At 70.7% G+C, this 23786-nt stretch carries 19 protein-coding genes; 7 read left to right on the top strand and 12 right to left on the bottom strand.

The annotated features are described in order from the left end of the window. Positions 1 to 22: 22 nt before the first annotated feature. Entirely contained in the window at positions 23 to 1297 is a 1275-nt protein-coding gene (locus WMF45_RS24610) for a DUF1501 domain-containing protein (protein WP_437719270.1), read from the bottom strand. A gap of 8 nt (positions 1298 to 1305) precedes the next feature. Continuing rightward, complete coding sequence (locus WMF45_RS24605) at positions 1306 to 3648, bottom strand: DUF1588 domain-containing protein (RefSeq protein ID WP_437719269.1); 2343 nt, start codon at positions 3646 to 3648, stop codon at positions 1306 to 1308. Between the two features lie 436 nt (positions 3649 to 4084). On the opposite strand from WMF45_RS24605, the gene WMF45_RS24600 reads away from it, so the two are divergent. Then, a complete protein-coding gene (locus tag WMF45_RS24600) occupies positions 4085 to 5386 on the top strand; it encodes a sigma 54-interacting transcriptional regulator (protein ID WP_437719268.1) in 1302 nt (433 codons plus the stop codon). 48 nt (positions 5387 to 5434) lie between these two features. Here the strand turns inward: WMF45_RS24600 and WMF45_RS24595 are convergent, their stop codons facing one another. The 3 genes from WMF45_RS24595 to WMF45_RS24585 form a co-directional block, all read right to left on the bottom strand. Then, positions 5435 to 6118: a hypothetical protein gene (locus WMF45_RS24595; RefSeq protein ID WP_437719267.1), complete on the bottom strand. Its 684-nt coding sequence runs from the start codon at positions 6116 to 6118 to the stop codon at positions 5435 to 5437. Positions 6119 to 6186: 68 nt separating this feature from the next. Further along, a complete protein-coding gene (locus tag WMF45_RS24590; RefSeq protein WP_272093297.1) occupies positions 6187 to 7335 on the bottom strand; it encodes a GNAT family N-acetyltransferase in 1149 nt (382 codons plus the stop codon). Beyond that, a complete protein-coding gene (locus WMF45_RS24585) occupies positions 7325 to 8461 on the bottom strand; it encodes a quinone-dependent dihydroorotate dehydrogenase (RefSeq protein WP_437719266.1) in 1137 nt (378 codons plus the stop codon). Before WMF45_RS24585 ends, WMF45_RS24590 begins: the two co-directional genes overlap by 11 nt. A 263-nt stretch (positions 8462 to 8724) precedes the next feature. Between WMF45_RS24585 and WMF45_RS24580 the strand changes: the two genes are divergently transcribed. Next, the gene (locus WMF45_RS24580) at positions 8725 to 10017 is read left to right on the top strand and encodes a M18 family aminopeptidase (RefSeq protein ID WP_437719579.1); all 1293 of its coding nucleotides are present in this window, start codon (positions 8725 to 8727) and stop codon (positions 10015 to 10017) included. Positions 10018 to 10063: 46 nt separating this feature from the next. Here the strand turns inward: WMF45_RS24580 and WMF45_RS24575 are convergent, their stop codons facing one another. Then, entirely contained in the window at positions 10064 to 11116 is a 1053-nt protein-coding gene (locus tag WMF45_RS24575; RefSeq protein ID WP_437719265.1) for an agmatinase family protein, read from the bottom strand. 441 nt (positions 11117 to 11557) lie between these two features. Here WMF45_RS24575 and WMF45_RS24570 point away from each other — a divergent pair, with 441 nt between their 5' ends. Further along, positions 11558 to 12502, top strand: a complete 945-nt coding sequence (locus WMF45_RS24570) for a fatty acid desaturase family protein (protein ID WP_437719264.1) — start codon at positions 11558 to 11560, stop codon at positions 12500 to 12502. Positions 12503 to 12743: 241 nt separating this feature from the next. On the opposite strand, the gene WMF45_RS24565 is transcribed toward WMF45_RS24570, so the two are convergent. Together WMF45_RS24565 and serC are read right to left on the bottom strand one after the other, a co-directional pair. Continuing rightward, on the bottom strand, positions 12744 to 13064 hold the full coding sequence (locus WMF45_RS24565) for a KGG domain-containing protein (RefSeq protein ID WP_044965509.1): 321 nt from the start codon (positions 13062 to 13064) through the stop codon (positions 12744 to 12746). A 583-nt stretch (positions 13065 to 13647) separates the two neighbouring features. Next, entirely contained in the window at positions 13648 to 14733 is a 1086-nt protein-coding gene (gene serC, locus WMF45_RS24560) for a 3-phosphoserine/phosphohydroxythreonine transaminase (RefSeq protein WP_437719263.1), read from the bottom strand. Between the two features lie 194 nt (positions 14734 to 14927). On the opposite strand from serC, the gene WMF45_RS24555 reads away from it, so the two are divergent. Continuing rightward, a complete protein-coding gene (locus WMF45_RS24555; RefSeq protein ID WP_437719262.1) occupies positions 14928 to 15914 on the top strand; it encodes a ferritin-like domain-containing protein in 987 nt (328 codons plus the stop codon). A gap of 22 nt (positions 15915 to 15936) precedes the next feature. Further along, the gene (locus WMF45_RS24550; RefSeq protein ID WP_437719261.1) at positions 15937 to 17103 is read left to right on the top strand and encodes a 1-aminocyclopropane-1-carboxylate deaminase/D-cysteine desulfhydrase; all 1167 of its coding nucleotides are present in this window, start codon (positions 15937 to 15939) and stop codon (positions 17101 to 17103) included. 36 nt (positions 17104 to 17139) lie between these two features. On the opposite strand, the gene WMF45_RS24545 is transcribed toward WMF45_RS24550, so the two are convergent. Then, on the bottom strand, positions 17140 to 17769 hold the full coding sequence (locus WMF45_RS24545) for a hypothetical protein (RefSeq protein WP_437719260.1): 630 nt from the start codon (positions 17767 to 17769) through the stop codon (positions 17140 to 17142). A gap of 159 nt (positions 17770 to 17928) precedes the next feature. Here WMF45_RS24545 and WMF45_RS24540 point away from each other — a divergent pair, with 159 nt between their 5' ends. Next, positions 17929 to 19140 carry a hypothetical protein gene (locus WMF45_RS24540; RefSeq protein ID WP_437719259.1) on the top strand — a complete coding sequence of 404 codons (1212 nt, stop codon included), beginning with the start codon at positions 17929 to 17931 and terminating at the stop codon, positions 19138 to 19140. A 63-nt stretch (positions 19141 to 19203) separates the two neighbouring features. On the opposite strand, the gene WMF45_RS24535 is transcribed toward WMF45_RS24540, so the two are convergent. After that, positions 19204 to 20256, bottom strand: coding sequence for a rhomboid family intramembrane serine protease (locus tag WMF45_RS24535; RefSeq protein WP_437719258.1), 1053 nt, complete (start codon positions 20254 to 20256; stop codon positions 19204 to 19206). A 228-nt stretch (positions 20257 to 20484) separates the two neighbouring features. Here WMF45_RS24535 and apaG point away from each other — a divergent pair, with 228 nt between their 5' ends. Further along, complete coding sequence (apaG, locus tag WMF45_RS24530) at positions 20485 to 20868, top strand: Co2+/Mg2+ efflux protein ApaG (protein WP_044965505.1); 384 nt, start codon at positions 20485 to 20487, stop codon at positions 20866 to 20868. A gap of 242 nt (positions 20869 to 21110) precedes the next feature. Here the strand turns inward: apaG and clpA are convergent, their stop codons facing one another. Both clpA and clpS read right to left on the bottom strand, forming a co-directional pair. Next, on the bottom strand, positions 21111 to 23426 hold the full coding sequence (gene clpA / locus WMF45_RS24525) for an ATP-dependent Clp protease ATP-binding subunit ClpA (protein ID WP_437719257.1): 2316 nt from the start codon (positions 23424 to 23426) through the stop codon (positions 21111 to 21113). Next, entirely contained in the window at positions 23423 to 23746 is a 324-nt protein-coding gene (clpS, locus tag WMF45_RS24520) for an ATP-dependent Clp protease adapter ClpS (RefSeq protein ID WP_272093285.1), read from the bottom strand. Before clpS ends, clpA begins: the two co-directional genes overlap by 4 nt. Positions 23747 to 23786: the final 40 nt, after the last annotated feature.

The raw sequence follows: 23786 nt of genomic DNA, 5'->3' as shown, positions 1-23786 counted from the left end.
GGCGCGCCGCCCTCGGGCCACATCACCCGAAGATGGGCAGGTCTTCTTCCTCGGAGAGCGGGAATCGCTCCACGAGCGGATCGTCCGCGATCCCCGCCAGCTTGCGCAGCGCCTTGTGGACGTGCCCCGGCTTGAGCCGGACGCCGCCCTCCTTGGGCGCGAGCGTGACCGGATCGACGTCGAGCGGGTTGTGCCGGTCGTCCGTCGCGCCGATCACCCGGTTCCCCGCGATGCCCGCGCCGGCCAGGATCATGCTGGTGATGTTCCAGTGGTCCTTGCCGTTGCCCTCGTTGTAGCCCGGAGTCCGCCCGAAGTCCGAGCCCACGACGAGGACGATCCGGTCCGCGATGCCCTGCTCCTCCGCGGCGGTCAGGATGAAGTCGATCCCGTCGCAGATCTGGTCGAGCCGCGGGATGTGGTTGTCGTCGTGGTTCCCGTGCGTGTCGAACCCGCCCACCGACAGGTTGGCGCTCACGCAGATGCCGGCGCGGTAGGCCGCGAGCGCGACCTGCGCTTGCCGCCGCAGCGAGGCGCTCTCGAACTCCGCGGGCAGGTACTGGATGAGCTGCTTGAGCTCGTTCTGCCCGACGCGCGACGTGAAGAGCGTGCTCAGCGCCTGCTTGACGTGGGGCAGCCGCTGCTGCTCGAGCTTCGCCGCGTGCCGCGCCTGCCGCGCCTCCAGGATCCGCGTCATCGTGGCGTCGGTGTGGTACTGCTCGCGGTTCTCTTCGTTCCCCGGATCGATCCTGTTTGGATAGGCGAGCCGCTGCAGGAGGCCGGTGTCGGGTATGCGGGTGACGGCCACGACGTTCGCCGTCGTGTCGTAGCCGCCGTTGCTGATGAACCCCATCGGCAGCGCGCCGCCGTGGACGCCGGCCACGAGCGCCGCGAAGCCGGGTTTGCCCTCGCGGAGCGTGCCGCACCACGTGTTGCGGACGCCGGCGTCGTGGCTGTTCGTCCCTGTGTCGATGCCGTTGATGACGAGCAGCTTGCTGTGATGCTTCTTGAAGAACGCGTCGTTGCCGCCGACCGGCGCGTACTTGAGATTGCCGGCGGTCCCGATCGCCGCGCTCAGGTAGCTGCGGTTCATCGCTTCCCGCGTCTTCTGCTCCTCTTCGTCCCGCGCGCCCTTGGGATCGCAGAGGCTCGTCGGGTCCCAGCCGCCGCTCGCGTGGATGTGGACCCAGAGGGGGCCCGCGTAGGGGCCGGCCGCGGCGGCGTCCCTCGACAGCGCGCCCGCTGCGACGACGCCGAGGCCCGCCATAGATGCCAGTTTGAGGAAATCTCGACGTTCCATGGCTGCTCCTACTGGTAAAGAAACCTGAAGTCCGAAAGGAGATAGGTCGTGACGCTCATCCACGCGCGGATCGTGTAGTTCTCGTCGCGCGTGAGCTTCTCTTCGTCGGGGAGCCCCTCTCGAGTCCAGTAGTCGTTGTGCACCTGGCAGGGGCCAGGCAGCGACCTCGAGAGCCGGCCCTCCTCGCCCTCCGGCTTCGCCATGCCCGCCTTGCCCTCCTCCCACGTCTCGAGGAAGACCTTGTATGTCCGCTCGATCTCGGGATCGCCGAGCTCGAGCGACTCGCCCAGCACCCGCTTGTGCAGGTACTGGATGTTCTGCTTGATCCCCTCGACGGCCGGCAGCACGTCGAAATCGTTCGTGTCGCGCGGCTCGAACGTCGTCTCGACGTACGGGAAGAGGAGCCGCTCCTCCTGCGGGAGGTAGAGGTCGCGCGGCACCGCGATGCACGCCATCTCGTTCGCCATCCGGTCGGCGATGTTGGCCATGATCCCGTTCGGCTCCGTGATCCGCTGGATCACGTCCTGCGAGTCGATGCCGCCGTACAGCATGCGGTAGGCGTCGCGCCGGAGCAGGAAGTCGTAGCGATTGCCGTCGTCCTCGAACGCCCGCGGGCGCCACGGATACCCCGTCACCGCCCAGATCTTCCGGTGCAGCTGCTCGGGCCCGAGGAACCGCGTGCCGCCGAGCTGCGTGAGCGCCTCGCCCCGAGACGCCTGCGCCACGTTGCGCGCCCGGAAATAGGGGCTCTTGACGATGGCCTTGACGACCGTCTTCAGGTTGTAGCCGCCGTCGGCGAAGTCGTGCGCCATCGTGTTGAACGCGTGGTACTGGGCGAGGTACGCCCGGAACTTGGCGTTGAACTCCGGATCGTCGTTGGTCGGCGCGGCGAGCGGCTGTTGCCCGGTGAGGCCGGTGTACATCGTATAGACGGCCGAGAGCGCGAAGCGGGGGTCGTCGGCGACGCGCTTCGCCACCCACGAGAGCGCGGTCGGGAACTCGCTGAAAGGCACCGACTCGGCGCCGAAGCCCGGCGGCCGCATGTCCTCGTACCAGGTGTCGTCCTCCTTGTACCGGCCCGCGGAGTCGAAGCTGTGGAACCCGCCCGACAGCGGGTCCAGGGCGGCGTGGCAGACGGTGCACGCCGCGTTGTTCATCGTCGGGTTGAAGTCGGTGATCTTCGTCTGATCGAGCGGCTGCTCGGCCGTCTTCAGGATGTCGGTGCCGAGGAAGAACTGATAGACCATCCTCGCGCGGTGGCGGTTCCTGTTGGTGTTCGTCGTCGGGTGCCTGGACAGGAAGACGGGGGAGGTGAGCACGCCGGCGAGCGGGATCGGATCGCGCTTCGCCGGGACGAACTCGTCCGGATCCGCGTCGTTCTTGAACTCGGGCGTCACGCCGTACGCCTTGGCGGAGAAGGGGCTCACGACCGTGTAGTCGGCGGTGAGGACCTCCTTGAAGGACCTGTCGTTCCGCACGATATAAGCGATGAGCTCGAGCGGCTCCCTCCCGACGGCCCGGTTCGTCCAGCTCTTCAGCTTGTTGGAGACGTCCTCCAGATCCCGCGCGCCGTATTTCGCGACCAGCGCCGGATCCTGCGGGAGGCTGTTGTACCACTTCGGATCGTACGCGTCGCTCCGCAGCAGATCGACGGCCTCCTCGCCGTTCAGGTAACGGTCGGTGAGGAAGAGATCGTTGTAGATCTCCTTGAGCCGCACATAGAACGTCTCCTCCGTGAGCATCTGGTCCAGGATCGGATCCAGCGCGGCCATGCCGCTCTGCGCGACGGCCTCCTCCTCGGCCTCGGTCGGCAGGCGCCCGGCGAGCTCGAGGCTCGCCGTGCGGAGCGTCTCCTCGGGCCCGCTCATCACCACGCCGGCGAAGGACGCGTTGACGTCCGTCTCGCAGGACGACGGCTCCTTCGTGCGCTCCACCATCGCCCGGAGCGCCTCGACCTCGGCGCTGTCCGAGGCGAGGACCTGGCCGCCGCCGTGCTCGATGGCCTTCGTCGGCTTGAGCAGGACGTACGACTCGCCGCCGAGCTCGAGCCCGGCGAGCGACTTGAACGTCGCGAGGTTCTTGTCGAGGAACCCCGCCTCGCTGCTCCCGGCGAGGATCAGCTTGGATTCCGCCGCCTGCCCCTGCGGATTATGGCAGCCGATGCACTTCGTCGAGAGGATGGGGACCCACACCTTCTCGGCGAAGAATTGCTCGTCGGAGATGCACGGGCCGTCGGCCTCGCTGCTGCAACCGGTGGACACGGACGCGAGCGCGCTCGCGCCCGCGGAGAGCCCCAGGAGCCCCAGGGCCGTCGCGGCGCGCTTCCGGAGTAACCATCCTATTCTCGGCATAAGCATCCTCGCCGGGAGCGCTCGCGCGACTCCCACGTTGAGGGGACCGGGAGAGCGGAGCCCCGAATCGCGTTGAAAGAACACACACCGACAGCCCCTATCGCAGGGCGCATCCACCCCGCGATGGCCGGGTCCTCGTTCATCGACCATCGACACCCGATGAGGCGAGCTGGACGAACGCCCGCTTCATCGCTTGCGTAGACCACGTACTCTACCCTCTCGAGGGCCTCTCCCGCTATGCGCTCAGCACATTGCTTGATCAGAATTTCTCGTCGATCACGTCAATTCCTCTAGTAACTGTGAAGTTTTTCGACGGGAGGCTGCGGCTCCTCCGGAAGCCACGTACCCGGTGCGCCCAGGTGGGCGCTCGCGCCCGTGGGCGCGCGGGGCGTGCGTGGATGTGGTCAAGACCAGGGAAATCGAATAACCGTTGGATATGAGCTCGACGAGGGATGCGACCCGCGCTCGCGCGGTTCAGTGGTTTGTTCGCGGCGGCACGCTGCGATCGGCGGGCCGGGATCCCGTCAAGATCGGCATCGCGCCGATCGTGGTGGGGCGCGATCCGAGCTGCGGTGTGGTGGTCGACGATCCGGAGGTCAGCTCGACGCATTGCGATCTTCGCGCGGAGGGGCCGGGCGTGCTCGTCCGCGATCTCGGCAGCAAGAATGGGACGTTCGTGTCGACGGTCCGCATCCGCGAGGCGATCTTGACGGCCGCGTGCGCCATCCAGGTCGGCGGCTCGGTGCTGAGCTTCGAGCCGCTCGACAAGGAGCGCGTCGACGTCGGCTTCGACGAGAGCTTCGGCCCGCTGATCGGCGCCTCGCCGCGGATACGCCACCTGTTCCGCCTGCTGCGCGAGGTGGCCTCGACGGAGCTCTCGCTGCTGATCACCGGGGAGACGGGCACGGGCAAGGAGCTCACGGCGCAGGCCATCCATGACGTCTCGAGCCGGCGCGGCGGCCCGTTCGTCGTCGTCGACTGCGCCTCGCTGCCGGGCGCGCTCGCCGAGAGCTTCCTCTTCGGGCACGAGCGCGGCGCCTTCCCCGGGGCGAACGAGCGGAGGAGCGGCGCCTTCCACGAGGCGAACGGCGGGACGATCTTCCTCGACGAGCTGGGCGAGCTGCCGCCCGATCTCCAGCCGAAGCTGCTGCGCGCGCTCACCGAGCAGAAGGTGAAGCGCGTCGGGTCGCGGATCTACGAGCCGGTCGACGTGCGGATCATCGCGGCGACGCGCCGCGACCTCGGCCGCAGCATGAACACCGGGCGCTTCCGGAGCGATCTCTTCTTCCGGATCGCCCAGATGCGCATCGAGCTGCCGCCGCTCCGCGAGCGGCGGGAGGACATCCCGCTGCTCGTCGAGCGCGTCTGCGAGCGCCTGGGGTGCCCCGAGCGCGCCGTGGAGATGGTCAATCTCATCACCACGACGCTCGGCCAGCACGATTTCCCTGGCAACGTCCGCGAGCTCATGAACGTCACCAGCGTGGCCGCGAGCCTGCCTCCCGGGGCCGAGGCGATCGCCTCGATCCTGCCGCTGGAGGGCGGCGGCGACGTGGTCGTGCCGACGTCGGCGTTCGGAGAGGCGAAGCGGAGCGCCGTCGCGGCGTTCGAGCAGCGTTACTTCAGCGAGCTGATCCGCGCGACGGGCGGCAACGTCAGCGAGATGGCGCGCCGTGCGGGCATGGAGCGCCACCACGTGCGGATGTTCTTGAGGAAGCACGGGCTCACCGCGAAGCAGTGAGGGCTCGGAGCGGCGAGCGCGCGGAGCCGCGAGGGCGCCGAGCGTGCCCTAGGCGCCGCCTGCGCCGCCGCCGCCGCCCGCGCCGCCGCTGCCGGTCGGGTCGCCACCCGCGCCGCCGTTGCCGGTCGGGCCGCCGCCCGCGCCGCCGCCGCCGGTCGGGTCGCCGCCCGCGCCGCTGCTCGTCGTGGCCGCGGCCGTCGTGGTGGCCGGGTTCCCGCCGCAGCGCTCCACGCCGCGGCAATCCGCGCAGGAGCACCCCTCGAAGTACTCCGCGCACGAGCCGTTGTCCGTGCAGTGATCCGTGCACCGCGGGGTGCTCGTGCAGTCGGGGCAGGTGCAATCCTCGTTGGCGTTGCACCCCTCGTTGTCGTTGCACCCGCGCCTCGGGCTGCAGGCCGCGACGGTGCCCGCGCAGTCCTGGCAGGTGCAATCCTCGCCCTCGGGCGCGTCTGGCCGCATGTCGCAGGCGCCGTCGTCGTTGCAGCGGCCGAGGCAGCTCGCCGTGTCGGAGCAGTCGGGGCAGCTGCAGCTCTCGGGGACCTGGGCGAGGATCGTACACCGCCCATCCGGGCTGCCGCCGAAGCAGCCGAAGCCGAGCGAGCCGCCGGCGCCGGCGACCGTGGCTGCCGCCGTGGTCGAGGTCGTATCGGTCGCTTCATTGCTCGAGCAGCCGCCGCTCGCGGCGAGCCCGAAGACGATGGAGGAGGCGAGGAGTGCAAGAAAGGCGCGCATGTCTGGCAGCATCCCTCTCCAGCGCGCGTCACGTCAACACCGCACGTCGCGCTGCGCCAGGGAGGCGCTCAGCGGAATGCCACGCTCCTGTCCGCCGTCTTCGCGCGGACGGCCGCGCGCTCGCGCGCGAGGAACTCGCGCACCGCGGCGTCCAGGCGTGGATGCGCGATGTGGTGCGCGCTGTGGGTGACGCTCGGTGCGAAGCCGCGAACGAGCTTGTGCGACCCTCCTGCGCCGGGCTCGAAGCGGCGCAGTCCCCGGGCGATGCAGTCCTCGACCGGGTGATAATAGCAGACGTTGAAATGCAGGAACGGGCGCTCCTCCGACGCGCCCCAGTAACGGCCGTAGAGCGTCGTGGGCCCGGCGAGGTTGAGCGCGCCCGCGATGGGGCGTTTGCCTTCCCGCGCCAGGACGATCTCGACGCCTCCCTGCGCCCCGCCGCCGCGCAGCCGGGCCGTGATCTCCTCGAAGAAGGCGCGGTTCAGGTACTGCCGGCCCCAGGCGAACTTCTCCACGGTGGAGACGTAGAAGCCGAACATGGCATCGACGATCTCCGGCGTGATCTCCGCGCCGCGCAGCGTGTCGATCGAGAGCCCCTGCCTCGTCGACTCGCGCATTTCGCGCCGGATCTGGTGCCGCCGCTTCGCGTTGAAGCGCGCGAGGAAGTCGTCGAGCGTTTGATACCCCTCGTTCTCGAACTGGAACTGGACACCGCAGCGGTGCGCCATGGCGGCGTCGGAGAGGGCGGCGGCCTCGTCCTCGGTCGGGAACAGGACGTGGGCGCTCGAGATGCGGCTCCGCGCGACCAGCTTGCGGAGCGTCTCGGCGAGGACGGGCAGCAGCGCCGGGCGGTCCTCCGGCCGCCGCACGAGCAGCCGCGGCGTCGTCGCGGGCGTGAACGGCACCGCGACGACGAGCTTCGGGTAGTACGGCGCGCCGATCTGGTGGGACGCAGAGGCCCAGCCGTGGTCGAAGACGAACTCTCCCTCGCTGTTGTCCTTGAGGTAGGCGGGCGCCGCGGCGAGCAGCGCCCCCTCGGCCCGGAGCGTGATGTGGTGGGGCAGCCAGCCCGCCTCCTCGCCCACGCACCCCGTCCGCTCGAGCGCGTCGAACCACGCCCAGGTGAGGAACGGCGCCTCGCTCACCCCGTGAAGCGCGTTCCACTCGCTCTCCGGGATGTCGCGGATCGTGTCGTGGACGTGCGCTTCAAGCTCCATGGCCGATCATAGCAGCGCGCGTCGCGCCGCCTGGCCGGCTCACGAGGTCCTGGATCGACCGCGCGCCGGAGCGGGCCACGAGGTCCGACAGCCCGCGCGCGATCGCGGCGGGGAGGAGGGGGCCGCCGTAGATGAAGCCGGTATAGATCTGCACGAGGTCGGCGCCCGCCTGGAGCTGGTCCATCGCGTGCTCCGCCGACTCGATGCCCCCGGCGCCGATCACCGTGACGTTGCTCCCGAGGCGCGCGCGGATACGCCGCACCATCGCGAGCGAGCGCTGCCGGAGGGGCGGGCCGCTCAGCCCGCCCGCGCCCATCGCCTCGACGGCCTCCGGGCTCGTCGCGAGCCCATCGCGCCGCACGGTCGTGTTGGTCGCGATGACGCCGGCGAGGCCGACCTCCTCGACCACGGCGAGCAGCGCCTCGAGCTCCTCGTCGCCGAGGTCCGGGGCGACCTTGATGAGCAGCGGCAGCGGCGCCCTAGCGGCGCGGTTCTCCCGCGCGATCGCGGAGAGCAGCGCCCGCGCGATCGCCGGGCCCTGCATCGCGCGGAGGTCCTTCGTGTTCGGCGACGACACGTTGATCACGACGAAGTCGGCCGCGCGCCGCGCCTCCCGGAAGCTCGCGAGGTAGTCGTCGATCGCGGGCTCGATGGGATCGAGCGGCGCGACCCTGGACTTGCCGATCGAGATGCCCACCGGCACGCCCACGGCCGCCGCGCCGCCGCGGCCGAGGAGCCGCTCCGTGACGCGGGCCGCGCCTTGGTTCGGGAACCCGAGCCGGTTGATGAGCGCCCGGTCGGCCGGCAGCCGGAAGAGGTTCGGCGGCGGGTTCGCGGCCTGGGGCTGCGCCGTGACGGTGCCGAGCTCGACGAAGCCGAACCCGAGGGCGGCGAGCGCGCGGGCCCGGCGGGCGTCCTTGTCGAAGCCGCCCGCCACGCCGAGCGGGGAAGGGAAGTCGAGCCCCATGGTGCGCACGGCGATGCGCCCATCCCGGGGCGCGAGGCGGGCGTGCACGAGGGCGCGGAGCGGCGCTGCGTGCTCGAGCGGGGCGAGCGCGAGCATGCCGAGCTCGTGCGCGAGGCTGGGCGGCAGCGCGAAGAGGAGCGGTCGGACGAGGCGGTACATCGGGGCGCGTCTCCGTTGCGGGTTGCGGCGCGCGGCGTCGGAGGAGGTCCTGCGAGCGGCGCGGTGGTGGCGGATACCATGGCGCATCGGCCGCGTGGGCCGCCATCTCGGCGTTGGCGAGCGCGCGCCGGCGCGCCGGGCGAGGCTCGGCGGCTCTGCTAGACTCCGCGCCCTCCATGACGCCCCCCGAGATCCTCGATCGCACAGGCGATCCCAGGCCACTGACCGACCTTGGCGAGCGCTTCGCGAGGAGCGCGGACGAAATGGCGGCGCTGCGCGAGCGCGGCGTCGCGGCCGCCCGCGACCTCTGCGCGTTCATCGATCGCTCGCCGACGCCGTACCACGCCGTGCGCGAGGTCGCCTCGCGGCTCGTGGCGGCCGGCTTCTCGGAGCTCGGGGAGCGCGACGCGTGGGCGGTCGCTCCGGGCGATCGCCGCTTCGTCATCCGGGGCGGGTCGACGATCGTCGCGTTCGTGGTCGGGGCCGAGCACCCGGCGCTCGGCGGCTTTCGCGTCATCGGCGCGCACACCGACTCGCCGAACTTCCGGGTGAAGCCGAGCGCCGAGCTCTCGCGGAGCGGTTACCAGCAGCTCGGGGTCGAGGTCTACGGCGGCGTCCTGTACTCGACCTGGCTCGATCGCGATCTCAGCGTGGCCGGCCGCGTCCACGTGCGCAGGGACGGGCGGATCGAGCGCCTCCTCGTCGATCTGGGCCGCCCGGTCGCCCGTGTCCCGAACCTCGCGATCCACCTGAACCGCGGGGTCAACTCCGAGGGGCTCGTGCTGAACGCGCAGAAGCACCTCGTCCCCGTGATCGGCCTGGGCAAGGAGGCCGATCTCAGCGCCCTGCTCGCGCGCGCGGTCGACGCGCCGCGCGACGCCATCCTCGGCTTCGATCTCTGCCTGTACGACACGCTCAAGGCGTCGCTCGGCGGCCTCTCCGACGAGTTCATCTTCGCGTCCCGCCTGGACAACCTCGCGAGCTGCCACGCCGCGACGGCCGCGCTGATCGGCGCCGCTCCTTCCGCGGCGACGCGCGTCATCGCGCTCTACGACCACGAGGAGTGCGGCAGCCGGAGCGCCGTGGGGGCGGCGGGGAGCGTGCTCCGCGACGTGCTCGCGCGGATCGTCGACGTCTACCCGGGGCGCGAGCCGCAGGCGTTCGCCCGCGCGATGGCCGGGTCGCTGCTCGTCTCGGCGGACATGGCCCACGCGGTGCACCCGAACTATGCCGATCAGCACGAGCCGCGCCACGCCCCGCAGATCAACCGCGGGCTCGTGATCAAGTCGAACGTCAACCAGTCCTATGCGACCGACGGCGCGACGGCCGCCGCGCTCGAGGCGCTCTGTCACGACGTGGGCTACGCCCCCCAGCGCTTCGTCGTGCGCAGCGATCTCCCCTGCGGCAGCACGATCGGCCCGATCACGGCGGCCTCGCTCGGCATCGCCACGGTCGACGTCGGCGCGCCGATGCTCAGCATGCACTCCTGCCGCGAGATGGCCGGCACCCTCGACGTCCACCTCTCGATCGAAACCTACCGCCGCGCGCTTTCTTGAGGCGGGCACCTCGTTGGGGGAGAGTGCGCGCGACGCGCTCGCTTCGTTAACGGCTGCGGGTGTCGTGGGAGAGGAGGGTGAAGCCGATGAGCTTGTAGAGGAGGCGGGCGCCGACGTTGCCGTCCCAGTCGTCGGTGTCGTCCTTGGGCGCGACCTCGTTCAGGTCGAAGCCGACGATGCGCCGGCCGCTCTTCTGGATGCGGCCGATCAGGGCGATGGCTTGCTGGAACGTCAGCCCGCCTGGGACTGGCGTGCCGGTGCTCGGACACAGCGTCGGATCGAGGCCGTCGATATCGAAGCTCACATAGACGTCGTCGGGGAGATCCTCCACGATCGAGTCGGCGATCAGGTGGAACGGCTCCCCCTCGAAGAGCCGATCGGCGATCGATGCGTCGATGTGGGCGACGATGCGCCCGTTCGACTCGCGGATGAACCGGAGCTCGTCTTCGCTCATGTCACGCAGCCCGACCTGGACGATCCGCGGGATCTTCGGGTGGTTCGTCGCGACGTTGTGCATGATCGAAGCGTGGGAGTCGGTGAATCCCTCGTACGCGTTGCGGAGATCGGCGTGCGCGTCGATGTGCAGGATCCCCATTCCCGGGTAACGCGCGGCGTGCGCCGCGATCGCGCCGTAGGGGGAGGAGTGATCACCGCCGATGACGCCGACGAGCTTGCCCCGCTCCATCCATCGCATGGCGATCTCCGTGACGCGCTCGTTCAGCCGGCCGGAGAGCGCGTTGACCGCCGCGAGGCGCGCCTCCAGGTCCCGGTCGCCAGCGACCTCCCCGTGCGCCGCGATCACCGGCTCGGCCGCGGCGCACGCCTCCGCGTTCCAGCGCACGATGTCCGGATCGACGTCGAGCATCGCGATGCCCTGCTCGTACGGTCTGCCCGTGTGCAGGTCGAAGAGGTCGATCTGCCGGCTGGCCCGCAGGATCGCCCCCGGGCCCTTGGCGGCGCCGCGGCGGTAGGACACCGTCGGCTCCCACGGCACCGGGACGAGGACCACCCGGGCGTCCTCAGCAGTGTGTGGCAGCCCGTAAATCCCGTTTCCGATGGCGGGACCGTTCGGATCGAAGCCGAGAGGGGATGAGCTCACGCGGCCACGTTGGCGGTTCGCGACCAGGTCGTCAAGCGCGAGCCGCCTCCGGCCCAGCGCACGCCGGAGCGCGCCGGAGCGCGCCGGAGTGCTCCGGCGCACGCGCCGCCGAGCACCGGCGGAGCGGCTTCCTCACCGGCACACCGGCGCAGCGGCTTCCTCACCGGCACACCGGCGCAGCGGCTCCCACGCCTGCACACCGGCGCGAGGTGCGTAGAGACGATCGCACCGGGCGCGAGACATCGGCGTGAAACACGGATGTCGGGTGAGGATGGCGCGGAGCGCTCGTCGGAATGCAACTTCGAGCTTCCAGCTGCGACGAAATGCGCTAGGAAGAGCGCCGAGAAGATGGGCCGCTGCGCCCGTCCGGGCCGGCCGGCGCTGCTCGGCGCTGCCGGTCGGTTCGGCGCGTGGTCCTGGTCGTAGCCGCGAAGAACAGCCATGCTCCGGTACCGCGCCGATATCAAGACACTCCTCTTCGTCGCGACGTATTTCGTGCTCGTGGCGGTGCAATGGGTCTACGCGCCGCGCGCGCCATGGCTCGCGATTCCGCTCCTCGCCACCACGTGCGTGTTCTCGTTCCTCGGAGCGGTCGCGACCCACAACGCGGTCCATTGCCCCGTGTTCCGGCGGCGATGGATGAACCGCGCGTTCCAGGTCGCGCTCACGCTCACCTACGGGCACCCCGTCAGCGCCTACGTCCCGGGCCACAACCTCAGCCACCACAAGTACACGCAGTCCCGGCGTGACGTGATGCGGACGACGAAGGTGCGCTATCGGTGGAACCTGCTGAACGGCCTCTTTTTCATGAGCCGCGTGGTCCGGGACATCCTGCCCGCCGACATGCGCTACTTCAAGGCGATGCACCGGCGGAACCCGCCGTGGTTCCGTCAGATGCTCCTCGAGTCGGCGGTGTTCCTCGGCGCGATGGGGGCCCTGCTCGCGCTCGACTGGCAGAAGTTTCTCCTCTACGTCCTGATCCCGCACCAGTACGCCGCGTGGGGGATCGTGACCATGAACTACCTCCAGCACGACGGCTGCGACGAGGACAGCGAGTACAACCACTCGCGCAACTTCGTCGGCCGGCTGGTCAACTGGTGGACGTACAACAACGGCTTCCACTCCATCCATCACATGGAGCCCGGCCTCCACTGGAGCCTCCTGCCGGCCGCGCACGCGAGGCGCGTGGCGCCCTTCATCCACCCGGGCCTCGACCAGCCTTCGCTCCTCGCCTACCTCTTCCGCAGCTTCGTCTGGCCTGGCAAGCGCCTGCGCTACGACGGCGCCCCGGTCGTGCTCCCGCCGGAGCAGCCCGACGAGGAATGGATCCCTGGCCCGAAGGAGACGCCCAGCGACGTCTCGCTGGGCGCGATCGCGCCCGGCTGACCCGCCGGCTCCTGCCCCGCGCTGGAGGCTCGGCGCCGCCCTCCTGGGGCGGCGCGCCGGGCGTCTGGACGAGATGTGCGGGGGGCGGGCCACGCTGGCGCGGCGCGCGCGGTCCTGTTGCGCCTGGAGACCTCCCGGGAGGCACCTCGCGGCGACGACCGGGAGGCCAGGGTCGTTGTCGTCGCGAGGGGGTAGGGGGCTGGCCCGGCGCCCCCGGCGCCGGGCCCTGTGCGTCCCCCGGTCAGCGCGGCTGATTCTCCCGCGGCTGGTCTCCCCGCGACTCGCCACCACGACGGCCAATCTCGGCCATGTGCTGGCGATCGCCGCTCACGGCCTCGCCGCCTTTGCGGCCGATCTCGGCCATGTGGGCCCGGTCCTGGCTCACGCGCTCGCCGCCACGGCGACCGATCTCGGCCATGTGCTTGCGGTTCTGGCTGACGACCTCGCCGCCCTTCTTGCCGGCGGCGCGCGCCTCGTCGCGCGTGAACTCGTGCGCCGTGCCCTTCTCGTGGGCTGCCTTCCCGCCCTTGCTGGCGATCTTGCGCTGACGGTCCTCGTCCATGGCGGCGAAGCCGCGCTGCTGCCGCTCGTTGGCAGCCCGCTGCGACGCTGACGAAGGCGGGGGTTCGCTCGGCGAGGCCCCTCTCTCCTCCTGGCCCTCCTCACTCCTGGAAATCATACGATCATCCATGCTCGCCATCATCCTCTCCTTACGGTTGGCTCGCTCGATTCAGGTCTCCGAACGGGGCCTGCGAGCCGGTAAAGGACGGCGTTCCCCCCGTCCCCTCCCGGGCCGGTCGAGACCGGCGATGGCCGCTCTCTTCCGGTGTTGGTCGGGGAGCGGCGTTCGCCGTCCCCTCCCGGTGCTGGTCAGGGAGCGGCGTTCGCCGTCCCCTTCCGGCACCGGTCGGGGAGCGGCGTTCGCCGTCCCCTTCCGGCACCGGTCGGGGAGCGGCGTTCACCGCCTCCCTCCCAGCTGCGGAAAGGCCGACAGACCCTTTCCGCGAAGGCCTGTTGTGCCGGGCGGAACAACGTCAAGCGGGCTGAAGGTTGGGACGCGACGAATTAGGGGGAGGTTCGCCGAGCGTGTTTTGGAAACAGCGGCGAACCTGGAATTACTGAGAACGTCGTGCTCCCGCCACGAGTCAACCCCTCTTGGCGAAATCCCGCATGAACGCCGTGAGGCGTTCTACCGATGCAACGGGTACTGCGTTGTAGATCGAAACCCGGATACCCCCGGTCGACCTGTGTCCGGCGAGCCCCACCATACCCTCCTTTGCGGCCTCGGCGACGAAGCGTTTTTCCATCTCCTCGCTGGCCAGCCGGAACACCACGTTCATGAACGAGCGGCTCTCCTTCTCGACCGGCGCCCGGAAGACGTCCGGGTGCGCGTCGATGGTTTCGTACAGCAGCTCACCCTTCTTGCGATTCCGTCGCTCGACCTCCTCGAGCCCACCGATCTCAAGCGTATACGCGAGCACGTTGCGCATGAGGTAGATTGCGAATGTCGGAGGTGTGTTGTAGAGCGAGTTGTTGGCAGCGTAAGTGGCATAACGGAAAATGACGGGAATGTCTTTTCGCGCGCTGTCAACGAGATCCTTGCGGGCGAGCACGACCGTGATCCCGCTCGGTCCGATGTTCTTCTGGGCACCTGCGTAAACCAGGGCAAACCTGGAGATATCCATCTTGCGCCACAGGATGTCGGACGACATATCCGCGACGAGCGGCACATCGCCCGTATCGGGCAGCCAGTGCCACTGCGTGCCGAACAGCGTGTTGTTCGTCGTCATGTGGACGTAGGCGGCGTTCGGATCGAGCGAGAGCTCTCCCTGGTGGGGGATGCGGGTGTACCGCTTGTCGACGGCGGTGGTCCCGGCCACGCGCACCGTCCCGACGCGCTTCGCCTCCTCCAGGGCCTTCTCCGACCAGCCGCCGGTCAGGATGTAATCGGCGCTCCTGCCGGGCGGCAGGAGGTTCATCGGCACGACCGCGAACTGCATGGCCGCGCCGCCCTGCATGAACAGCACGTGGTAGTCGTCCGACAGGCCGAGCAGCTGCCGGAGCAGCGAGATCGCCTCGTTGTGCACCGCCTCGAACGCCTTGCCGCGGTGGCTGTGCTCCATGATCGACATGCCCGTCCCCTCGAAATCGAGGAGCTCGCGCTGCGCGCGCTCGAGGGCGGGGAGGGGGAGCCCGGCAGGGCCGGCGTTGAAGTTGTGGACACGCGCCATGGTGCTTCTCCTGAGGTTCAAGTCGGCGGTTCCTGATGCCGCCGTGTCGGCCGTATACCACGGGGGGGCGCCGGCTCCGCCGGACGGGCCGAGCAGGAGCGCGGCCGCGGCGGATCGCGCCGCGCCGGGCCCTTCGCCTCGGACCTGCCGGCGGCCGCGATCTGGGCTAAATTCACCGCTCCGGAGGGCGAGTGATGCTGGTGACCCGCGAAGAGATGGCGTTCGATTTCCAGGGCGCCAGGCTCGATCCCGTCAAGGACAAGGACGTGATCGTCTGGGCCGTGCAGCAGTTCCTCTACGGGGAGATCACCGGCGTCCAGATTGGGCACTGGCTCTACAACGCCCCCGACCTGGAGTCCGCGCGCTTCCTCGCGCGCCAGGCCGTCGAGGAGTTCCAGCACGTCGGCAACTTCCTCCGCATCCTCGAGATCCTGGGCGCGCCGCCGGACAAGGCCGCCTGGAGCGTTCGCTTCCTCGCGACCGGGCTGATGGGCGGGGACTGGGCCGAGCACGTCGCCCTCGAGATGGCCCTCGGCGAGGGCCTCGTCCTCCAGGCCTTCTACGCGATGATCGAGACCGTGGATGAGCCGGAGATCGTCGCCATCCTGAAGCGCGGCGTGCGGCAGGAAGAGCGGCACGTCGACTTCGGCGAGCAGCAGACGAGGAAGGCCATCGCGGGCAGGCCGGCGCTCCGGAGGCGGCTGCTCGGCCTCGCGCTGGTGTCGCTCTGGGGCGTCTCGCGGCTCGAGGCGTTCATGAAGAAGCGCCTGCCGATGGACCACCCGGCGCTCAAGCGCCTGCCCGATCTGGTGCGCCACACGGTGCGGATCGCGGAGCTCCGGCTCATGCGGATCGGCCTGACCGAGGCGCCGATCTCGTCGATGTCGGCCGGCCGCAAGCTCGCGCTGGTGGCGGAGGCGTACGGGGGCAAGCTCGCGCTCGGCCTCGCGTCGTGGGTGCTCTCGGTGCTGCTCTTCCCGCTCCGGCTGCTCGGCCTCGCAGGGCCGAAGCGGCTGACGGACACCTACCTGAGCGATCCCCTGGTCGCGCGCGGCGGCCGCCTCGGCGCTGGCACGGGAGCTGGCACCGAAAATAGCGAGGAAGACGGTCCCGGCGACGCCGGTGAGCAGGCGGGCCCGGGCGGCACGCAGGCGGGGCACGGCGCGGCGGCGCGCGCCTGAACGCGAGAACGCGAGGTGAAGCGTGGCTGACGGTGAGGACGAGGAGCGAGCCACCCGCGCCGGGGCGGCCGGCGCGGCGGGGCCTCCCGGGGCGCGCCCCGCCGTCTTGCCCGCGTTGCCCGCGTCGCGGGAGCTGCCGCTCTTCGCCGAACTGCCCGAGCTCTCGGGGCGGGTCCCGTGGCGCCCCCTCGCGCACGCGCCGACGCCGGTCGTCCCGTGCGCCGCGATCGAGGGGTACCTCGGGCGCGGCGGCGTCTGGGTGAAGCGCGACGATCTGATCTCGCCGCTCTACGGCGGCAACAAGGTGCGTCGCTTCGAGTTCCTGCTCGCCGACGCGGAGCGGCGCGGGGCAAGGACGCTCGTCACCGTCGGCGGGCTCGCGTCGACGCAGGTCACCGCCACGGCCCTCTTCGGCCGCGCGCTCGGCTTCGCCGTCACCGCGGTCCTGTTCGATCAGCCGATCACCCGGTTCGGCCGCACGGCGCTGCTCGCCGACGCGGCCAGCGGCGCCGAGATCGTCCATGGCGGCGGGTACGCGACCACCGCGGTCCGGGCGATCCGGGCGCTGCGACGGGCCGACCGGCCGTATTTCATCCTGCCAGGCGCCTCGTCCGCCCTCCCGTGCCTCGGCTACGTCGACGCGATGCTCGAGCTCGCGGAGCAGGTCCAGCGTGGAGAGGTACCCCGGCCCGATCGCATCGTCGTCCCCTCGGGGACGGGCGGCACGCTGGCGGGGCTCACGCTGGGCGCCGCGGTGCTCGGCTGGCCGACCACGATCGTCGGCGTTCGCATCACCGAGCGCATCGCGTCGAACCGCGCCGTCGTCCGGTACGAGATAGGCAGCATGAAGCGCCTGCTTGCCCGGCGCGCGCCGCGCTTCACCCGGCGTCGGCTCCCGCCGGTCCGCTTCGAGATCGATCACCGCGCGATCGGCCCCGGCTACGGCATGCCGACCCCCGCGTCCATCGCCGCGATCCCCGAGGTGGAGCGGCTGATCGGCGTGCCGGGGGAGGTCACGTACAGCGCCAAGGCGCTCGCCGCGCTGCGCGGGATCGCGCAGGAGCGCCCGCGGGAGACGATCCTCCTCTGGCAGACGCTCTCGAGCGCGCGACCGCCGCTCGCGGAGGGCGGCGCGTCGGCGCTCCCGCCGGCGTTCGCGCGGTTCTTCGACGGGGAGGTCGCGTACTGAGGGCGCGGCGCGTGGTCGACGCGCCGCGCTGTGGCGTCACTTCACGCGCAGGCTGTTCACCAGCTTGTCGAAGTCGGCGCGCGCCCCGGTGACCGTCTTCTCGGGGCCGGTCATCTTGAAGAACCAGAGCCCGGACGGCGTCTCGGCGATCGCGCCGAGGAGGGCATGGTTCGGCTTCGGATCCGAGGCGGGCATGCCGGGCATCCCGGAGCCGGCGAACGTCCCCTTCACCTCGACGATGGTGACCTTGAGATCGCCGGCCTTGAGGTCGGTGCGCTTGGGGGAATCGTCGCTCTTCTGGGAGAACTGGCCGACCCAGCGCGTGATGTTCGCGTCCACGCTGCCGCCCGCCTGGCTCACGCTGAGCTCGGCGTCCTCGGCGTCACCGGCGGCGCGCTTGATCTTGTACGTGGCCTTGCGCATCGAGTTGGGGTTCGGCGCGCTCTCGAAGCTCGCCGGAGCGTCCCACGCGAGCTCGCCGCCGCCCGCCTGCTGGCCGTTGGCCGGCGCCGGCTTCGGCGCGGGCGCCGCCTCGGCGGGCGCGGCGGGCTTGCTGGTCGCCGGCGCCTCGGGCGCGGATGTGGCTGTCGGCTCGGGGGTCTTCGAGCACGCCGCGGCGAGCGCGGCGACGAGCGGCAAAACCATGGCGGAGCGGAGCTTGATCATCGTGGGAGGCCTCGGCGGGGTTCACGGCGACTGTAGTCGCCGTGCCCGCGGCCTCAAGCCGGATCGGACCGCGGGGAGCTCCCGGCGCGCTCTTGCTGGAGGCGCCCGGCGGGTCGTTCAGCCGCGCGCGTTGCCGTGATACCAACAAAATACAAAGACATGGACCCCACCTTCCGGCGCGCGTTCAACGCTGCCTTCGGGCCGTCGACCTACGCGGACTACCTCGGCCGGCTCGAGCGGCGGCTCGGGTGCGCGATCCCGTTCCGTGTCGCCGAGACGCCGCTGTTCCTGCCCCACAGGCTGCGCGACGACCTCGAGCGCTCCGCGACGGAGATCGTGCGACAGATCTCGAGCCCCGCGCTCATCGCGCAGATGAAGCGCGCCATCCCTGCGCACCTCGACGTCCCGGGCATGGATCCGCTCCCCAACTGCGTGCAGGTCGACTTCGCGATCGTGCGCGGCCCGGACGGCGAGCTCACGGGCAAGGTGGTCGAGCTGCAGGCGTTCCCGTCGCTCTACGCGCTCATGCTCGTCCAGGTCGAGATCATGGCCGAGGTGCTCGCCGGGATGCCGGGCCTCGACCGGCGCTGGTCGTGCTGCTTCGGGGGCCGGAGCACCGCCGACGTCCTCGCGCAGCTCCGCCGCGCGATCCTCGCGGGAGAGCCCGAAGAGTCGGTGATCCTGCTCGACCTCGCGCCGGAGAAGCAGAAGACGTACCCCGACTTCGTGGCGACGAAGCTCCTCGTCGGCGTCGACGCCGTCTGTCCGACGGCGCTCGTCCGGGAGGGGGACCGGCTGTTCCGCCGCGTCGGCGGGCGGCTCGTCCAGGTCCGCCGGCTGTACAACCGCGTCGTGTTCGACGAGCTCCTGTCGAAGCGGGTCGAGCTCCCGTTCCGGTACGGCGATCCGCTCGACGTCACGTGGTGCTCGCACCCGAACTGGTACTGGACCTGGTCGAAGTACACGCTGCCCTACATCGATCACCCCGCGCTCCCGCGGGCGCGGACGCTGAGCGCGCTGGACGCCGCGCCCCTGGATCTCGATCGTTACGTGCTCAAGCCGCTGTTCTCCTTCGCGGGCTCCGGGGTGAAGGTGGATGTCACGCCCGAGGACATCGCCGCGATCCCGGAGGGGGAGCGCTCGGGCTGGCTGCTCCAGGAGAAGGTCGCGTACGAGCCGGCGCTCGCGATGCCTGACGGGAACGGGGTGAAGGCCGAGGTGCGGATGATGTTCCTGCGCGCGCCGGACGAGCCCGAGCTCTCGCTCGTGCTCAACCTGGTGCGGCTCTCGCGCGGGAGGATGCTCGGCGTCGATCAGAACCGCGACCTGACCTGGGTCGGCGGCACCGTGGGGATCTGGCCTGTCGATTGAGGTCGCGCTCAGGTGATGAGCGCGCGCCACGCGCCGAGGGCGAGCGCCGCCGCTGTCGTGCGCTCAGGTGATGAGCGCGATCTGCCACGCGCCGAGGACGAGCGCCGCCGCGGTCGCGCCCAGCGCGACCTGGACGACGGGGCGCCGCGGCGCGGGCCGGTTGCGCAGCGAGAGGCCGGCGACGACCCCGATCGCGGCGCCGCTGAGCAGCCCGAAGGCGTGCGCGCCGAGGTCGGAGCGTGGGCTCGCGCCGAGGGCGCCGAGGAGGGCGAGGCCTCCCACGAGCGGCGCGGCGAGGTGGAGGAGGTGGCGCTTCTCGCCGCTCTCCTTGTCGTGCGCGCGGTCGAGCATCAGCTGCGTGGCGGCGAGCAGCCCGATCGCGCCGAACACCGCGGTGGAGGCGCCGATCGAGGCGTGGTGCTGGCCCATGCTCTGGTGCCAGAGCGCGTTCGCGAAGTTCCCGATCGCGCCCGAGGCGACCACGGCGAGCGCGGCGCCGCCTGGCCCGAGGCGGCGCTGCACGGCGGACGCGAAGACCGTCCCGGAGATGACGTTGCCGATCACGTGGGCCGAGTCGGCGTGCAGCGTGAGCGCGGTGATGGCGCGCCACGGCTCCGGTCCCACGACGAGGTCGGCGACGGAGGCGCCGCGCTGGAACCAGCGTCCGCCGCCGCTCGCGGGGCCGGTGACGAGGAAGAAGAAGAGGGCGAGCGCGGCGAACGCGACGCCCGCGACCATGGACGGAGGGTGGCGCAGCCGCTCGCGCGGGCGGAGCGGGGGCCAGTTGCGGTTCTCCGCTTCGTACCGATCGATCGAGCCTGCGGCGAGGGCGTAGTCCTCGTCGCGCACGAGGAGCACCCAGCCTGCCGGCGTGTACCGCACGGCGTGCCAAAGCTCGCTCGACTGGAGGACGAGGGCCCACTCGCGGATCTTGCGCTCCGGCATGACGGGGCCGATGGCCGTGAGCCCGAGGCCGTGATTTTCCGCCTCTCCGGAGGTGGGATCGCCGTTCTGGATCATCGCCGCCCTCTCGCCGCGCCTCGGCGGCAGGATCGCGATCGGGACGAACGGCTCGCCAACTGCATCTCGAACACAGATACGGTTCTGTTCGCCCACGGCGGGTCCTCCACGGTTCGTCGACCCAAGGTTCACCGAAACGTGCGGATGCGGCCGGAAGCTGTCAACGCCGGGTCTCTCGGAGCCTGGCCGTCTCGTCGTCACGCCGAGCCGCGGCGCTCCTTGCCGGTTGCCGCCTCTGTGTGCGCGCTGCGCGGCCGGGCCCTTGTGTGCGCGCTGCGCGGCCGGGCCCTTGTGCGCGCGCCGCAGCGGTGGCAGTGCGTGGTTGTGTCGACGGCCATCACGCAGGGCATCCGGGTCACCGTCTCGACGGTCTACGTCCCCACGCAGTCATCCCCGACGGAGCACCGCTACGTCTTTGCTTACACCGTGCGGATCGCGAACGAAGGCACCGAGCCCGCGCAGCTGAGGACGCGGCACTGGATCATCACGCACGGCAGCGGGAAGGTGGAGGAGGTGCGCGGCCCTGGCGTCGTCGGCCAGCAGCCCTCGCTCAAGCCTGGTGAGCACTTCGAGTACACGAGCGGCTGTGTGCTCGAGACCCCGCGCGGCACGATGCGCGGCACCTACCAGATGCACCGCCCTGACGGCCGCGTCTTCGACGCCGAGATCGCGTCGTTCACCCTGGCGATGCCGCACTCCCTGAACTGACCCGCCCCCCAACCCCCCTTACCCCCTTGGAAGAGCCAGCGGGGAGGGGGTGCCCGTGCGCGCGGGCGGCGGGGTAGGGCCCCACGAATCCGAGCGCCGGCCCGCATCGCAGCCTATCGCTCCCGATCCGCCTCATCCCGCACCCACGGCAATCGCCCCCCAAAAGGCGCGAGTTCGTGGGAGGGGCCCCCGCCGCCCGCGCGCACGGGCGCCCCCTCCCCGCTGGCTCCGTCGCTGCCGTCCTAGCCGACGGTCTCCGGCTCGACCGCCGCCCCGTTCGCCTTCTCTTTCTCCGCGCCCCCCCCGCTAGCCGCCGAGAACTTGAACGTGAACTCCCCGCCTTCGAAGTCGACCGCGACGTTCCCCCCGTTCTCGAGGGCCCCGAAGAGCAGCTCGTCCCCGAGCCGCCGCTTGATGTCGTTCTCGATGACGCGCCCGAGCGGCCGCGCCCCGTTCGCCGGATCGTACCCTCGCGTCGCGAGCTCCGCCCGCGCCCGGTCCGTCACCTCGACCGTCACCGCCCGATCCGCCAGCATCGCCGCGAGCTCGCCGACGAACTTGTCGACGATGCTGCCCATCACCGACGGATCCAGCGCCCGGAACATGATGCGTGCGTCCAGCCGGTTCCTGAACTCCGGGCTGAACGTGTTCTTGTAGGCCTTGTCGTCGTCGCCCGCCGTCCCTCGCTCGCCGAAGCCGACGCGCGCCTGCGCCAGCTCCCGCGCGCCCACGTTGCTCGTCATGATCAGCACCATGTGGCGGAAGTCGCTCTTCTTGCCGTTGTTGTCGGTCAGCGTGCCGTGGTCCATCACCTGGAGCAGGACCTGGAACACGTCCGGGTGCGCCTTCTCGATCTCGTCGAGCAGCAGCACCGCGTGCGGCGTCTTCGCCGCCGCCTCCGTGAGCAGGCCGCCGCGGTCGAAGCCGACGTAGCCCGGCGGCGCGCCGATGAGCCGCGAGACGGTGTGGCGCTCCTGGTACTCGCTCATGTCGAACCGCAGGAACCCGATGCCGAGCGCCTTGGCGAGCTGCTTCGCGAGCTCCGTCTTGCCGACGCCGGTCGGCCCCGAGAACAGGAACGAGCCGATCGGCTTCTCCGGCGCGCGCAGCCCCGCGCGCGACAGCTTGATCGCCGACGCGAGCTGCTTCACCGCCTCGTCCTGCCCGAAGATCACCGAGCGCAGCGACTGATCGAGATCCTTGAGCTGCGCCTTGTCCGACGTCGACACCTGGCGCGGCGGGATCTGCGCCATCTTCGCGACGACGAGCTCGATGTCCGCCGCCTCGACCGTGTACCCGTCGCCGTGGCGGAGGCGCGCCGCCGCGCCTGCCTCGTCGAGCAGATCGATCGCCTTGTCGGGCAGCCGGCGATCTTGCAGGTACCTCGCCGACAGCTTGGCCGCGGCGTCGATCGCCTCGGCCGTGTACGTGATCTTGTGGAACTCCTCGTAGCGCTTCTGCAGGCCCTTCAGGATCTGCGCCGTCTCGTCGACCGAGGGCTCCGACACCTCGATGCGCTGGAAGCGCCGCGCGAGCGCGCTGTCGCGCTCGAGGTGGCCGCGGTACTCCTGGAACGTCGTCGCGCCGATGCAGCGCAGGCGGCCCGAGGCCAGCGCGGGCTTGAGCAGGTTCGACGCGTCCATCGTCCCGCCGCTCGCGGCGCCGGCGCCGATGATCGTGTGGATCTCGTCGATGAAGAGGACGGAGCCCGGCTGCTTCTCCAGCGCGCGCAGCACCGCCTTGAGGCGGTTCTCGAAGTCCCCTCGGTACTTCGTGCCGGCGAGGAGCGCGCCCATGTCGAGCGCGTAGACGGTCGCGTCCTTGAGCGGCGCGGGCACGTCCTTCTTCTCGATCCGCTGCGCGAGCCCCTCCACGATCGCCGTCTTGCCGACCCCGGCGTCGCCGATGAGCAGGGGGTTGTTCTTGCGCCGCCGCGCGAGCACCTGGATCGTGCGGGCGACCTCGTTCTCGCGGCCGACCAGCGGGTCGATGCGGCCCTCGGCCGCCTCCTTGTTGAGGTTCATCGTGAACGCCGCGAGCGGATCCTTGATCGGCTGCGCGGCGCCGGGCTCGCCGCCCTCCTCCGGCGGCTCCTCCCGGAGGCCGTCGTCCTGGCCCGTCTTCGAGATGCCGTGCGAGATGTAGTTCACGACGTCGAAGCGGCTGATGCCCTGCTCGCCGAGGAGCGTCACCGCCGGGCAGTCGCGCTCGGCGAACATCGCCACCAGCACGTTCGCCCCCTTGAGCTCCTTCTTTCCCGAGGACTGCACGTGCATCGCGGCGCGGCCGACCACGCGCTGGAACCCGAGCGAGAGCGTCGGGCTCGTGTCCGCGTCCTCCGGCAGCACCTCGATCTCCTCGTCGAGGAAGCGCTCGAGCTTCTTCTTGAGCAGCGGCGTGTCGCCCCCCGCGTGCCGGAGGACCTCGGCCGTCTCCTCGTCGAAGAGCAGCGCGTAGAGCAGGTGCTCGATGGTCACGAACTCGTGCCGGCGGCGCGAGGCCTCCCGGGTGGCGAGCGAAAAGGCGATCTCAACTTCGGGGCTGATGCGCATGGTCATTCCGGCTCGGCGGTCAACCGAAGGGGCATCGCGTGCTCCTTGGCGAAGTCCTGGACTTGGGCGACCTTGGTCTCGGCGACATCCTTCGTGTACACGCCGGCGACCCCGTGGCCGCGATGGTGCACGCTCAGCATGATGTGCGTGGCCTCCGTCTCGGTGCGGTGGAAGAACTTCATGAGGACGAGCACGACGAACTCCATCGTCGTGTAGTCGTCGTTGTGGAACACGACCTTGTAGCGGCGGGCCTTCTCGACCTTCCGTTCCCGCTCGGTCGCGAGGTCGCCCTGCTTGTCTTCTCTTTCCTCAGGATCGTTCGGCATAAATCCGTCGGGAAGGATAGCAAGAGCCCCGCCCCGGCGA

The organism is Sorangium sp. So ce448, assembly GCF_051520915.1.
Lineage (GTDB): Bacteria > Myxococcota_A > Polyangia > Polyangiales > Polyangiaceae > Sorangium > Sorangium cellulosum_B.
Note: the sequence above shows the minus strand (reverse complement) of the source record. Positions and strands in the feature narration are given on the sequence as shown.

Excerpts from the sequence above, each read along its gene's own strand:
- WMF45_RS24610 (WP_437719270.1), bottom strand. The coding sequence starts at position 1,297 with ATGGAACGTCGAGATTTCCTCAAACTGGCATCTATGGCGGGCCTCGGC.
- WMF45_RS24605 (WP_437719269.1), bottom strand. The coding sequence starts at position 3,648 with ATGCCGAGAATAGGATGGTTACTCCGGAAGCGCGCCGCGACGGCCCTG.
- WMF45_RS24600 (WP_437719268.1), top strand. The coding sequence starts at position 4,085 with ATGAGCTCGACGAGGGATGCGACCCGCGCTCGCGCGGTTCAGTGGTTT.
- WMF45_RS24595 (WP_437719267.1), bottom strand. The coding sequence starts at position 6,118 with ATGCGCGCCTTTCTTGCACTCCTCGCCTCCTCCATCGTCTTCGGGCTC.
- WMF45_RS24590 (WP_272093297.1), bottom strand. The coding sequence starts at position 7,335 with ATGGAGCTTGAAGCGCACGTCCACGACACGATCCGCGACATCCCGGAG.
- WMF45_RS24585 (WP_437719266.1), bottom strand. The coding sequence starts at position 8,461 with ATGTACCGCCTCGTCCGACCGCTCCTCTTCGCGCTGCCGCCCAGCCTC.
- WMF45_RS24580 (WP_437719579.1), top strand. The coding sequence starts at position 8,725 with ATGGCGGCGCTGCGCGAGCGCGGCGTCGCGGCCGCCCGCGACCTCTGC.
- WMF45_RS24570 (WP_437719264.1), top strand. The coding sequence starts at position 11,558 with ATGCTCCGGTACCGCGCCGATATCAAGACACTCCTCTTCGTCGCGACG.
- WMF45_RS24565 (WP_044965509.1), bottom strand. The coding sequence starts at position 13,064 with ATGGACGAGGACCGTCAGCGCAAGATCGCCAGCAAGGGCGGGAAGGCA.
- serC (WP_437719263.1), bottom strand. The coding sequence starts at position 14,733 with ATGGCGCGTGTCCACAACTTCAACGCCGGCCCTGCCGGGCTCCCCCTC.
- WMF45_RS24555 (WP_437719262.1), top strand. The coding sequence starts at position 14,928 with ATGCTGGTGACCCGCGAAGAGATGGCGTTCGATTTCCAGGGCGCCAGG.
- WMF45_RS24545 (WP_437719260.1), bottom strand. The coding sequence starts at position 17,769 with ATGATCAAGCTCCGCTCCGCCATGGTTTTGCCGCTCGTCGCCGCGCTC.
- WMF45_RS24540 (WP_437719259.1), top strand. The coding sequence starts at position 17,929 with ATGGACCCCACCTTCCGGCGCGCGTTCAACGCTGCCTTCGGGCCGTCG.
- clpA (WP_437719257.1), bottom strand. The coding sequence starts at position 23,426 with ATGACCATGCGCATCAGCCCCGAAGTTGAGATCGCCTTTTCGCTCGCC.
- clpS (WP_272093285.1), bottom strand. The coding sequence starts at position 23,746 with ATGCCGAACGATCCTGAGGAAAGAGAAGACAAGCAGGGCGACCTCGCG.